General features: G+C 63.1%; 10 protein-coding genes. All 10 read right to left on the bottom strand.

Annotated features, from left to right (window positions below; all coding sequences use genetic code 11):
- Window positions 1-8: 8 nt before the first annotated feature.
- The 10 genes from ACIQYU_RS05925 to ACIQYU_RS05880 all read right to left on the bottom strand — a co-directional run bounded on the left by ACIQYU_RS05925 (window position 9) and on the right by ACIQYU_RS05880 (window position 12,668).
- On the bottom strand, window positions 9-221 hold the full coding sequence (locus tag ACIQYU_RS05925) for a hypothetical protein (RefSeq protein ID WP_003259019.1): 213 nt from the start codon (window positions 219-221) through the stop codon (window positions 9-11).
- A complete protein-coding gene (locus tag ACIQYU_RS05920) occupies window positions 218-688 on the bottom strand; it encodes a hypothetical protein (RefSeq protein ID WP_207831591.1) in 471 nt (156 codons plus the stop codon). The genes ACIQYU_RS05925 and ACIQYU_RS05920 overlap by 4 nt, the downstream gene beginning before the upstream one ends.
- Window positions 689-1,094: 406 nt before the next feature.
- Complete coding sequence (locus tag ACIQYU_RS05915; RefSeq protein WP_025338376.1) at window positions 1,095-1,289, bottom strand: hypothetical protein; 195 nt, start codon at window positions 1,287-1,289, stop codon at window positions 1,095-1,097.
- Between the two features lie 178 nt (window positions 1,290-1,467).
- Window positions 1,468-1,872, bottom strand: coding sequence for a TraR/DksA C4-type zinc finger protein (locus tag ACIQYU_RS05910; protein ID WP_003259022.1), 405 nt, complete (start codon window positions 1,870-1,872; stop codon window positions 1,468-1,470).
- A gap of 564 nt (window positions 1,873-2,436) precedes the next feature.
- The gene (locus tag ACIQYU_RS05905; protein ID WP_207831593.1) at window positions 2,437-3,210 is read right to left on the bottom strand and encodes an enoyl-CoA hydratase; all 774 of its coding nucleotides are present in this window, start codon (window positions 3,208-3,210) and stop codon (window positions 2,437-2,439) included.
- A gap of 13 nt (window positions 3,211-3,223) precedes the next feature.
- Window positions 3,224-4,351, bottom strand: a complete 1,128-nt coding sequence (locus tag ACIQYU_RS05900; protein WP_025338375.1) for an acyl-CoA dehydrogenase — start codon at window positions 4,349-4,351, stop codon at window positions 3,224-3,226.
- 8 nt (window positions 4,352-4,359) lie between these two features.
- Window positions 4,360-5,553, bottom strand: coding sequence for an acetyl-CoA C-acyltransferase (locus ACIQYU_RS05895; protein WP_087502979.1), 1,194 nt, complete (start codon window positions 5,551-5,553; stop codon window positions 4,360-4,362).
- An 11-nt stretch (window positions 5,554-5,564) separates the two neighbouring features.
- Window positions 5,565-6,332, bottom strand: coding sequence for an SDR family NAD(P)-dependent oxidoreductase (locus ACIQYU_RS05890; RefSeq protein WP_207831597.1), 768 nt, complete (start codon window positions 6,330-6,332; stop codon window positions 5,565-5,567).
- A gap of 13 nt (window positions 6,333-6,345) precedes the next feature.
- On the bottom strand, window positions 6,346-7,992 hold the full coding sequence (locus ACIQYU_RS05885; RefSeq protein WP_233688195.1) for an acyl-CoA synthetase: 1,647 nt from the start codon (window positions 7,990-7,992) through the stop codon (window positions 6,346-6,348).
- A 128-nt stretch (window positions 7,993-8,120) separates the two neighbouring features.
- Window positions 8,121-12,668 (bottom strand): NEL-type E3 ubiquitin ligase domain-containing protein, encoded by a 4,548-nt coding sequence (locus ACIQYU_RS05880; RefSeq protein ID WP_402798505.1) that lies wholly within the window; start codon window positions 12,666-12,668, stop codon window positions 8,121-8,123.
- Between the last annotated feature and the right edge of the window lie 355 nt (window positions 12,669-13,023).

Genomic DNA, 13,023 nt, shown 5'->3' with positions numbered 1-13,023 from the left:
TCGCCGCCTCAGCCTTGGGCAAGGCGCTGCAACTCGCGCCGGACCATGGCCGCATAAGGCGGCGGGCCGAGGCGGTACAATTCGCCTGCCACCCAGTTCAACCAGGCGCCTTGCAGTTCTTCGCGCCTGGCCAGCAAACGCTCGGCCTCGGCCACGGCATCTGCCTGGTGCTGCCGATGGAACTCGGCACGCGTTGCAGGCGCGTCGTCACTGTGGGTCATTCACTGGCCTTGAAGGTGGTCAGCTCACCTTTGCGCCATTTGGCAACCTTGCCGGTCACCGCCTTGAGCAACTTGCCAAGGCCTTCCTGCACTTGTTGCTGCGCGGCGAACACCAGCATCACACCGTGGCCTTCACGGAACACGATGCCCTCGCCTTCAGGTACCGACACGAAGGCGTAGTCGCCCACACCATATACATTCAGCTTGATATCGCGAAAGCGCATTTCCAGTTTGCCGCCTTCGCGGCTGGGCAGTACGGCGGCGCGAAAGTGGTCGCCGACCTTCAGCTCCAAACGCTGCTTGTCATCGACCACCAATGCACTTTCGGTATCGATTTCGGCCATGTACAGGCCTTCGGGATTCTGTTCGGTGACATAGACAAAGCGACCCTGAAACAGCTGGGCCAATTTACCGCGCAAGTCGCCCAGGGCGAACAACGCATGGGTATCAAGAGTGCTGACTGCCAATGAAGTAATCCTCAACCGGTTACAACCCGCCCTCACCCAAGTTCGGTGAGACACGGTCATTTCTATCGATAGGCGAAAAGAGTAATAAAACGATATGCGAAATGTCTGTGCCCGCTGGCGATGCAGCGCGCAGGATTCTTTACTCTGGCTTGCCAGATATGGCCACATACAGGCTTTCGGCATATTCCCGATTCGGGAAGCGTAATGCCTGACAGCAAAACCGCCAGGAAAGATGCGGCAGGCAATGCCAGAGCGCACGTGACAACCGGCCCTGCAATTCATCAGCGCATTACTGGGGGAAGAATATGCACGAAAACACCGAAATCCGTCGAGAGGCAAAGTGCATTTCTTGCAGGAGATCGCCCTGAACGACACTCCGCTCGCTCGCCGGAAGCACTCAATGCGCTCAGGCGGCCAGGCCCTTCTTCAACTGCTGCTGCCAGGCCGCCTGGCACTCCAGCGCCTCTTCGCGCGTGGCGAATGCGGTACCACGGCGCTCGCCATTGACCAGCACCACCCAGCAGATACGTTTACCCAGCGCCCGCAGTGTGGCCGGCACACCCGAACCAATCATCACGGCTACATCGACGCGGCTATTCATCATTCCCTCCGGAATTTAATTAGCACCCTAACGATAAAGCCATGATACGCCTGCTCGCGGCGTGGAAACAGCGCATCCCGGTACAGCAGTGTTACCTGCGGGGCAACAAAACCGCCGCCGGCAAGAAACGCAAAAAGCCCCAGGGATCGCTCCGTGGGGCTTGGCGCACCGCGCGGGGTTACACCTGGCGCTGGTGGCGGTCGAGCTGCTCGTGGCGCTCCTGGGCTTCGATGCAGTACTTGGTGGTCGGGCTGATCAGCAGACGCTTCAGGCCGATCGGCTCACCGCTGTCATCGCACCAGCCGAAGCTTTCGTCGGCAATACGGTCCAGGGCCATTTCCAACTGCGGCAGCAGGCGCTGGTCGCGGTCGATGGCATTCACCAGCCAGCTACGCTCTTCTTCGACCGAAGCCACGTCGGCAGGGTCCGACGGGGTGTCCAGGCCTTCGATGGTGGCACGGCTCAGCTCGATGCGTTCATGGGTTTCGACTTTCATCGCCTGCAGCAGGCCAGCGAAGAAAGCCAGCTGGTCAGCGTTCATGTAGTCATCGGCCGACATGGCCAGCAACTGTTCCTTGGTCATCGAATTCTCTATGAAAAAATGTGCATTTGGGCGATTCGGGTGCCGCCGACGCCTTGGCATCGGCAGCGGAATTCTTCAAGCGCCAACCGGCACTCTTTTACAGGGGGCGGCAGTCTAAGGCGCTGCGTCGCGTGGAGCAACTGCAAATGGGTGTGAATTTGCTTCTATTGCTCGGAATCCGCTGGTCGGTGCAAAGAAGATGCTTGGTAGGGGCCGTGGAGCATGGCGGGGAATTGGGCCAGGGCCGCTAGGTGCTCGCCACAGCATTTGCAGCGTCTGGAAGATCGAGCGCCGCCCGCGCGGCGCATCGCGAGCGAAGCTCGCTCCTACATCTGTTTCGGGCCAGTCGATCCTGAGGCAGAGGCGCGCGGCCCTTTGGTGTCCACCTCGATATCGTGAGGAACAAACAAGGCGGTCGCGCGCGTTGGCGCAGGCGTTACTGGCCCAAAACAAATGTAGGAGCGAGCTTCGCTCGCGATGCGCCGCGCGGGCGGCGCTCGATCTCACAGGCGCCGGACCTCTCAAGGCATGCACCCAGAGGCCCAGCGCAAAACCCCAACCAGATCAACAATCCTTGAACTGCGCCTCACGCTTGGCAATGAACGCAGCCATACCTTCTTTCTGGTCTTCAGTGGCAAAGGCGGCATGGAACACCCGTCGCTCAAAGCGCACACCCTCGCTAAGGGTGACTTCGAACGCACGATTGACGCTCTCTTTCACCATCATGCTCACCGGAATCGACTTGCTGGCAATGGTCGCCGCCACCTTCAGCGCCTCTTCCACCAGCTCCGCCTGCGGCACGATACGCGCCACCAGGCCAGCACGCTCGGCTTCCTCAGCGCCCATCAGGCGACCGGTCAGGCACAGTTCCATGGCCTTGGCCTTGCCCACCGCGCGGGTCAGGCGCTGGGTGCCGCCCATGCCCGGCAGCACGCCAAGGTTGATTTCCGGCTGGCCGAACCTGGCATTGTCCGCCGCCAGGATGAAGTCACACATCATCGCCAGCTCGCAGCCGCCGCCCAGGGCAAAACCGGACACTGCAGCAATGATCGGCTTGCGCCGGTTGGCAATACGGTCGGAATCGCTGAACAGGTCGTCAACGTAGATTTGCGGGTATTGCAGCTCGGCCATTTCCTTGATGTCGGCGCCAGCGGCAAAAGCCTTGGCGGAGCCGGTCAGCACCACGCAGCCGATGTTCGGGTCACGCTCGAGCTGGTCCAGGGCCTGGTTGATCTCGCCGACGATCTGCGCGTTCAGCGCGTTCAGCGCCTGCGGGCGGTTGAGGGTGATCAGGCCGACCTTGCCGTGGATGTCCAACAGGATGGTTTCGAATGCCATGCAGACTGCTCCTTCAAAGATTGCGCGCAATGACCATGCGCTGAATGTCGCTGGTGCCTTCGTAGATCTGGCAAACCCGAACGTCGCGGTAGATCCGCTCCAGCGGGAAGTCACTCAGATAGCCATAACCGCCCAGGGTCTGCAAGGCATCCGAACAGACCTTTTCGGCCATTTCCGAGGCAAACAGCTTGGCCATCGAGGCCTCCACCAATGCCGGGCGCCCGGCATCACGCAGTGCGGCAGCATGCAGCACCATCTGCCGAGCCACGGCAATTTTCGTCGCCATGTCGGCCAGGCGGAAAGCCACCGCCTGGTGCTCGATCAGCGCCTTGCCGAAGCTCTGCCGCTCGTTGGCATAGTCGCGCGCCACTTCGAACGCAGCACGGGCCATGCCCACCGCCTGCGAGGCGATGCCGATGCGGCCGCCTTCGAGGTTGGCCAGGGCGATCTTGTAGCCCTCGCCTTCGGCGCCCAGGCGGTTGGCCACCGGCACACGCACATTGTCGAAGACGATCTGGCAGGTGTCGGAGGCGTGCTGGCCGAGCTTGTCCTCGACCCGCGCCACTTGATAGCCGGGCGAATCGGTAGGCACGATGAAGGCGCTGATACCGCGCTTGCCAGCGTCCGGGTCGGTCACGGCGAACACGATCACCACCCCGGCGTTCTGCCCGGAGGTGATGAACTGCTTGCTGCCGTTGAGCACGTAGTGGTCGCCATCCAGACGAGCACGGGTCTTCAGGCTGCTGGCGTCGGAGCCGGCCTGCGGTTCGGTCAGGGCGAAGGCACCGAGCATCGCACCGCTGGCCAGCGGGGTAAGGAACTGCTCTTTCTGCTGCTCGCTGCCAAAACGCAGGATCGGCACACAGCCCACCGAGTTGTGCACGCTCATGATGGTCGAGCAGGCGCCATCACCGGCGGCGATTTCTTCCAGAGCCATGGCATAGGCCACGTAACCGGTGTCGCTGCCGCCCCACTGCTCCGGCACCAGCATGCCGAACAGGCCCAGCTCGGCCATCTCCTCGATGGCCTCCTTGGGGAAGCGGTGTTCCTTGTCCCATTGCTCGGCAAACGGCTTCAGGCGCTCCTGGGCAAAGGCGCGTACCGCGTCGGCGATCTGTTGTTGCTCGTCAGTTACCAGCATGCTTCACCTCAGTACAGGCATTCGACAGCCATGGCCGTGGCCTCGCCACCGCCGATGCAGATGGCCGCCACGCCACGGCGCAGGTTGTTCTGGCGCAGGGCCGACAGCAGGGTCACCAGGATGCGCGCACCGGAAGCGCCGATCGGGTGGCCGAGGGCACAGGCGCCGCCATGGATATTGACCTTGTCGTGTGCCAGGTCGAGGTGCTTCATGGCCGCCAGGGTAACCACGGCGAAGGCCTCGTTGATCTCGAACAGGTCGACCTCGGCCAGATTCCAGCCAGTGCGTTTCATCAGCTTGTCGATGGCACCGATCGGCGCGGTCGGGAACAGAGCCGGGGTGTCGGCGAAGGCGGCGTGGCCGTGGATCACCGCCAGCGGCTTGAGGCCGCGCTTGTCGGCTTCGGAGCGGCGCATCAGCACCAGCGCCGCAGCGCCGTCGGAAATCGAGCTGGAGTTGGCGGCGGTTACCGTGCCGCCTTCGCGGAAGGCCGGCTTGAGCTGCGGGATCTTGTCCAGGCGCGCCTTGGGCGGCTGTTCATCGTCCTTGATGACGCGCCTTTCCTTACCCTCGGTGACTTCCACCGGCACGATCTCGGCAGCAAACCGGCCACTCTTGATTGCGTCCTGGGCACGGGTCAGCGAGGCAATGGCGAACTGGTCCTGGGCTTCGCGGCTGAAGGCGTTGGCCTGCGCGCAGTCTTCGGCAAAGGTGCCCATCAGGCGGCCTTTGTCATAGGCGTCCTCCAGGCCATCCATGAACATGTGGTCGATGATCTTGCCGTGGCCCATGCGGTAGCCGCCACGGGCCTTGTCCAGCAGGTACGGCGCGTTGGTCATGCTTTCCATGCCACCGGCCACCACCACATCGGCGGTGCCGGCCAGCAGCAGGTCATGGGCCATGATCGCCGCCTGCATGCCCGAACCGCACATCTTGTTCAGGGTTGTGCAGGTGGTGTGCTTGTCCAGCCCGGCGCCCAGCGCGGCCTGGCGGGCCGGGGCCTGGCCCTGGCCGGCCGGCAGCACGCAGCCGAACAGCACCTGTTCGACACTGGCGGCATCGATGCCGGCGCGCTCCACGGCGCCACGGATGGCCGCGCTGCCCAGTTGCGGTGCAGTCAGGCTCTTGAGGTCGCCCTGCAGGCCACCCATGGGCGTACGCACGGCGCTGACGATAACGATCGGGTCATTGGCGAGGGTCATGTTCGTTCTCCTTACTTGGCAGCCATGCGCAGTGCACCGTCGAGGCGAATCACCTCACCGTTGAGCATGCTGTTCTCGATGATGTGACGGGCCAGCGCGGCGTATTCCTGCGGGCGACCCAGGCGCGGCGGGAACGGTACACCGGCAGCCAGCGAGGCGCGTACTTCCTCGGTCATGCCGGCCATCATCGGCGTTTCGAAGATGCCAGGGGCAATGGTCATTACACGGATGCCGAAGCGCGCCAGTTCACGCGCGGTCGGCAAGGTCAGGCTGGCGATGGCACCCTTGGAAGCTGCGTAGGCGGCCTGCCCGATCTGGCCGTCATAGGCGGCGATGGAAGCGGTGTTGATGATCACCCCGCGCTCGCCACCCTCATCGGCAGCCCCTTCGGCCATGGCCGCAGCGGCCAGGCGCAGCAGGTTGAAACTGCCGATCAGGTTGACGTTGATGACCTTGGCGAAGCTGGCCAGGCCATGCGGGCCCTGTTTGCCCAATACCTTTTCGGCACCGACGATGCCGGCGCAGTTGACCAGCCCATGAATGCTGCCAAAAGCGCTGACGGCCGCATCGACCGCCGCCTGCGCCGCTTGCTCGTCGCTGATGTCGGCCACTGCGAAACGGGCGTTGTCGCCCAGCTCGCGGGCCTTGGCTTCCACGGCCTGGGCATTGAGGTCGACCAGCATGACCTTGGCGCCGGCCTCGACCAGCATCTGCGCGGTTGCCGCGCCCAGCCCGGAGGCAGCGCCGCTGACGATGAAGTGTTTGTTGGCTATTTGCATGATCGGTTTCCTTTCAGGCGCTGGCAGGGGTGGCCTGTTGCGCTTGTTGTTTGGCGACTTCCTGATTGCGCAGGATGAAGCGTTGCAGCTTGCCGCTCGGGGTCTTGGGCAGCTCGCTGACGAATTCGATTTCTCTTGGGTAAGCATGGGCGTACAGGCGTTGGCGCACGTGCTGGCGCAAAGCCTCTTCAAGCTCGGCGCTGCCCTGGCAACCGCTGGCCAATACCACGAAGGCCTTGATCAACTCGGTACGCTCGGGGTCCGGTTTGCCAATCACCGCCGCTTCGATCACCGCCGGGTGCTCGATCAGGGCGCTCTCCACGTCGAACGGGCCGACCCGGTAGCCGGAAGTGGTGATCACATCGTCGCTGCGGCCGACGAAGCTGATGCTGCCGTCCTGGTTCAGCTCGACGGTGTCGCCGCTGAGGTAGTACTTGCCGACGAAGGCTTTGGTCGGCAGGCCGTGGTAGCCCGCGAACCAGCACAGCGGCGACTGCTCGCGGTCGACCGCGAGGATGCCCGGCTGACCGGCGGGCAGCTCGTGGCCCTGCTCGTCCAGCACCACGATGCGGTGACCAGGGATGGCGAAGCCTGCCGAGCCGAGATGTACCGGGTGCTGCAGGCCATGGTGGTTGCACAGCACCATGCCCAGCTCGGTCTGCCCGTAGTGGTCGTGGATGGTCACACCCAGTTCGTCGGCGAACCAGCGGATCACTTCCGGGTTGAGCGGTTCGCCAGCACTGCTCACCACTCGCAGGCGGCCCTTGATCGGCGCGGCGAAACCATCCCCGGCAGCAATCAGCAGGCGGTACGCGGTGGGCGAGCCGGCCAGGTTGGTGATGCCCAGCTTGTCGATCACCCGCGCGCAGCTTTCAACACTGAACGGGCCATCGTAGAAGGTGGTGGCATGGCCCAGCGACAGCGGCCCAGTGACTGCGTAATACAGGCCATAGGCCCAGCCCGGGTCGGCCAGGTTCCAGAAGTTGTCCTCGGGGCGCAGATCGATGGCATCGCGCATGTAGCCCTGGAACGCGACGATGGCGCGCAGCGGCACTTCCAGCGGTTTGGCCGGGCCGGTGGTGCCGGAGGTGAACATCAGCAGGAACGGGTCGTTGCCCGAGCGCATCACCGGCTCGCATACGTCTGCGGCACTGTCCAGGCACTGCTGGAAGTCCAGCTCGCCGCTGCGGGCCTTGACAGTGATGATGGTCGGGCAGGCGTGCACATCGTCCAGCTTGGCGCGGTTGTGGCTGTCGGTGATGACCACCCGGGCATGGGATTGCTCAAGCCGGTGCTCGATAGCCTTGGGGCCGAACGCAGTGAACAGCGGCTGGTACACCGCGCCGAGGCGCCAGGTAGCGAGAATGGTAACAAGCAGCTCGGGGGTTCGCGGCATCAGCCCGGCAACCCGATCACCGGGGCCTACGCCCTGCGTCTTGAGCACGTTGGCGAAGCGGGCGGCCTGGTTTTTGAGCTGATCGAAGCTGTAGCGGGCACTGTTGCCATCGCGGTCTTCGTAGATCAGCGCCAGCTTGCCCTCACCGGCATGGCGGTCACAGCATTCGACACAGGCATTGAGGGCTTCGAGGTTGCCATGCAATGCCACCGCAGCGGCCTGGGCATGGTCGAACGCACGAGCGGCCTCGGCGTAATCGCGCATCGTCGGACTCCTGGTTTCTTGTTTTTGGAGTGAACCATCGGTCCGATGATGTTCGCGCCGCGCAGGCGGCGCGACAATGGCCAAAGCTGTCAATCTGGATGATCGGTTTGGCCGCTTGTACAGGATTGCTACACAGGGGTTTCCAATGCTTCGCGGGTCAGTCTCAAGGCCAGTGCGGCTAACGCCATCTCGCGCTCCCTTCGCAGGTTCGTGGCCTGACGCAGGTACTCCTGATGACCCAATGCTGCTTCACTGGTGGCTGCCGACTCCCACTGGGTTTCGACAGCCTGCCATCGTTTCTGGAACGCATCATCGATGGCGGAGAATGCCTCGGCGTGCTGTTCACGCAAGGCTGCTACCCAGAAGTCGCGCTGACTGATGAAGACAGCCCGCTCCTCGCCCGTTTCGGCGCTCAGTACCTGCTGATAAGCGTTGTCCAGATCCGCTTGGGTGACACCTGCCAGAGAGCCGAACAGCATGTTTCTCGGCTGCCCCAGCAGGTTCAGGCGCTCGGCCAGGCCGGTGCGGAAGGCCAGGCTCACCTCCACCTCCTCTTCTGCGTGCGTAACCTGCCACTGCCCGCTTCCGTAACGTTCATCCATGAACGCCCGGGCCAGGGCATTGACCCTCTCCAGGCGGAACAGCCGCTGGGCAAGTTGCATGCGCTCGACGCTGGTGGCACCGGGCGCGCCGTTGTGAGTGAACTGCGACACGTGCATCTGCACCTCAAGGTTGCTGAAACAATGCGCCACACTGTCGGCGCACGTACGCGGATCAGCGGCAATGTCGAACAAGTCCTGACGAATGCGAGGGTCCTCGGCGGCCGCTCCGACAACGCGCCAGACCCGCTCGGCAGTAGCCTGCGCAGCGGCCCTGAAATCGGCACTCTCGACCAACTCGTCGAGCAGACCGAAGAACGCGTCACTACCCGGCATGGCACGTAGCGTGTCCCACTGCGTACTACGGGCCGTGTAATCAGCTGCATCAAGGGTCGACAGCCACCTGTTGGCGGACAGTGCAGGCTCGACATTCTCGATAGGCGCCAAGCGATGTCGAAGCAATTGGCTGTCAAGTGTCGCAACAACCGGGTTGCCAGTAAGCACCATCATTTGCCGCCGCATCACGCGGGAACGCAGCAGTGCGGGTGGCAGGGCTTCGATCTGGTTATTGCGAAAATCGATGAACGTGAGCCGTTCGCAGCGTTCGAGCTCTTCGGGCATCGCCCGCAGGCCGGCACTTCGCATGACCAGCGCATGCAAGTCAGCCAGTCGCCCGACCCGCAAGGTAGCGGCGCCGAGCGGGTTGTCACTCAGGTCGAGGTGGCGCAACGCGGTAAGGCCAGCCAGCACATCGGCCTGTGCCTGTGTCAGACGCAGACGGTTACCGGCCAGGGTCAGCTCGCGCAGATCGTGAAGGCGTTCCAGCCCCTGTGGCAGCGCGTGAAGTTCGTTGAAACTCAGGTCCAGGTTCTGCAGGGAGGGGAAATTCTCAAGGAAGCCCGCGGGCAACACCGTGAGCCGCAAATTGACCAGGGTCAAACGCGTCACATGAGAAAAGTCAGTGCCCGCAGGAATATCGGGCAAATCCCCCAACGGCCAATTGGAAAGGGACAAACGCATGCTCCAGCGTGGGTCCTCCCCGTTTTCGCCCTCCACGTCATCCTCGATCCGCGGCCCCTCCAGGCGCCAGACACGGCGAATTTCGTCGCCGGCCGACGTGCGCAGCCTCCACTGCCCGGCATCCCCCTGTCGCGCCCAGGCTCTCAAGCTGCGGTCCAGCGCTGCATATTCCATTTCCTGCCGCAGCAAGGTGGTAAAGGGAGAGGCCCTGCGTAGAAGCAAGAAGTGAATGAACCGCTCGACCTGTGCTTCGCTGAAACCGGGGTAAAGGCTACGTACCCGGCGCCGCAGGGTACACGCCGGTGACTCCATGCACGAAAGCACAGGGCCGAGGGGGTAACCCACACGGCCATCGCCCAGGCGCTGGATCATTGCGCCCAGTGGCCTGGCTTCTCGCCAGTCCAGCAATGCAAGCAAGGCCTTGCGATCACGCGGCAACCAGACCTGCATACTGGCCCGGATGAGGCCAGGCACGTCTTTACCAACCCAACCCGAACGCTGAAGGAAACTGTCAGAAAGTACTGCCGCCAGTACTTCGAACACACCTTGCGGCTCCGCAACCTCAAGCTCGCTGGCCAGGCCTCTTTCGTCATACAGTTGGAAGCTGCCGTCTTTCCATACCAGGTCGAAGGTCTGAGTTGCATCACCAAAGGCTGGCAACAACCGGTCCTGCACCGCGCCAGTGGAAGTCCGGTCGCGCAACACCAGGTTCATCTTTTCTGCGGCAACGCCTTGACTTCGCAGAAGCGCAAACACCAGACGCACCAGGTCGGCACAATAGCTGCCCTGCAGGTACAAGGCCTCGCGCATTCTTACCAGCCGCACCTCCAGCAGCAGGAGCCGCGCCTGCTGGGCCAAAGCCAACGGCAAGCGGAAATCCTCGACCATCCGCTGGCGCATGAACGGCGAAGCGGCTTTGAGCAGCTCCCGCGCATAAGCCTTGGGCAGGCCGGGGAAGTCGCGCCGGATCACCGCCGTCGCCGGGTCGTCTGGCAGGCTGGCTTCGGCGAAATGATCAAGCATGGGCTGACGCAAGCGCTGAGCCGCCTCGTGGATTGCATCCATCTGTTCGGCCGGGTCCTGGCCCTGCAGCGACAACTCCTCGATGCACCAACTCAGGCGCTCGGCGTACTGCGGCCCTTCACTGGTCTGAGCAAAAAAGGCTTCATTCTCAGCCTGCACCGCAAACCGCTGCAGCGTGTCTCGCAGCGCGACCGGCAGCGGCCGGCTTTCCACCAGCAACTGCCGCAGCATCGCTTCATCCAGCCCGGCCACTGTCAGGATTTGCCCGACCTGCTCGTCAGACAGTGCCCTGGCAGCTGGCCACAGGGCGGTCAACAGCCTGGCATTGCCCTGCCACTCCAGGGGACGGTCAATCCGCAGCCACCAGCCACGCTCGCCATTGCCTCGCAAAGCCGGGCCGAACCGTTCGGTGCCATCCTGATGCAGCAACCGCCAGCTCCCTTCGCGGTCCTGGCGCACAGCGTAGAAGGTGCCCTGGTCATGCCACCAGAGCTGGTCGTCCCCAGAAAACAAGCCATCGTGCCGCTCGGTCAGCGAAATGTCGGAGCCTGCCGTACGATAAGGGCTCAGGGTATTCTGCCAGAGCCGCTGCGAGCCCGATTCGGTGGTAACGGGCTCGAGGGTGTCGGCAAAGGCGCAGCGGATGGTATGGATTCCCGCTGCGGCCGTTCCCAGCACAGCTACCGATGCGACCAGGTCCACCAGATGCTCCAGCGCCTCATGCCGATGCCCCTGCGCCCAGTGGCTGGCGCCTTCATAAACCTGGGTCAGCAACTGCCTGGCGAAGTCGCCCAGCAGCACGGCATTGATGGCTGGCACGAACAGCCCTGCCAGGCCAACCAGCGCCAGCCCCGCCTCCTGGAGCGCTGCCAGCCGCTCAGTGCTGGCGCGCCGGTCCACCTCAGCCGTTGGCACCGCCAGGAAGCGGGCGTCTTCCCTGATGCGCGAGGCATGTCGCCTGGCCGCATCGAGGAAGGGATCATCCTTTAGCGCTAGCCGGGATGGCTGCAGGTCCGGTTGATCGTCACTCAAGCGCTTATCCAGTAACGTCAGGAATTGAGCCCGCTGGCTTAATGCGATGCGCTGGACGAACGCGCTTCTGAATGGCTCGTCCCGCATGTGCCGGACCAGCGCATCATTCACCGCATCCCAGTCAGCAAAACGCCGCAAGGGCTGCTCATGGTCGTCCGGCAAGTACAGGATCACGCCCTTGAGACTGTCTGGCGGGCCAGCCGGGAAATCACTCTGCCGACGCGGCGGTTCGACCAGTTCGAAGGCCATGGCACCTTCCACTCGGCAGTCGAGAACCTGCACGGCTCTGGCAATGCCATTCCAGCCCTGGGCATGGCGAGCCGCCTTGCCCTGGACAAGCAGACGAAGCATGTCCAGATCACTGTTTTTGAGCTGTGCCCGCAGCGCGGCGATTTCAATGACCAACGCCAGACCAGTGCGTTGATCATTGCCCAGGGCCGTGGTCAGTTCCGGTGTCAGCACCTGGTCAAGATGGCGCTGGTAAGCACCGCCGACATCGGTGTCCCGACACAAGGCGACCAGGTCATCGATCTGCCAGGTCAGTACCTGTGCCGATGAGCCATCGGCCGGTTGCTGCCTGATGACCGCCGTCTGTTCGAAGAACGACTCGCCATCCGTGAAGTTCTGCAACAATTTCTGCAACAACGGCTCGTAGACCAGCACCTGCTGCAGGTCCGGGGGCAACAGTCCCGGTAAGGGGTCGAACGGCCGAGCGATGGCGCGAAGGCGCTCTTCACGCCACACCACCTTGTCCAGGTCGAGTTGCACCTCGAGTTTCGCTTCGATGGCGGGACCGAGGCGCGCCTTGGCGAATTGATCGAGCGGCAGCAAGCGGCCCAATAACGGTGCCAGCTGCTTGCGGCTCGCCAGGTGGGCAGTCGACGCTGCACGCAGTGCATTGATCGATTCCTTCCTGGCCTTCTTCAGCCATTCAGGCAGTATCTCGACAATGAAGTCGTTTACCGGGTAGGCAAGCTTGGCATGTTCGTGCAGTTCAGGCATGGCGATCTCCAGGTGACAGGGAAGGCGATCACCCTCCTCCGGCACGAGCGCTTCGTGCAGGAGGAAATTCGGCTAGGCAAGATCGAGCCTGGACGCATGGGAGGTTGCCCAGCCCTTTGGGCTGAGCTGTAGCGTAGGGAACCGAGTTCTCAAGCGGTCCGCGTACCCTGTGGGAGCGGCTTTAGCCGCGAAGAATCCAACGCGGTGCATGGCACCGGCTTCGCCGGTGTTCGCGGCTAAAGCCGCTCCCACTGGGGCCGTGCTAATCAGTGATTTATGTGTTTTCTATAAACTCTGCCGGCACGTTCACTTCATCCTGGATGAGCCGTAAGGCAAGCGTAGCGGGAAGGGCTGG

It is taken from the genome of Pseudomonas sp. NPDC096925 (assembly GCF_044762545.1).
In the GTDB taxonomy this organism is placed as follows: Bacteria; Pseudomonadota; Gammaproteobacteria; order Pseudomonadales; family Pseudomonadaceae; genus Aquipseudomonas.
This window is presented reverse-complemented; position numbering and strand designations above follow the sequence as displayed.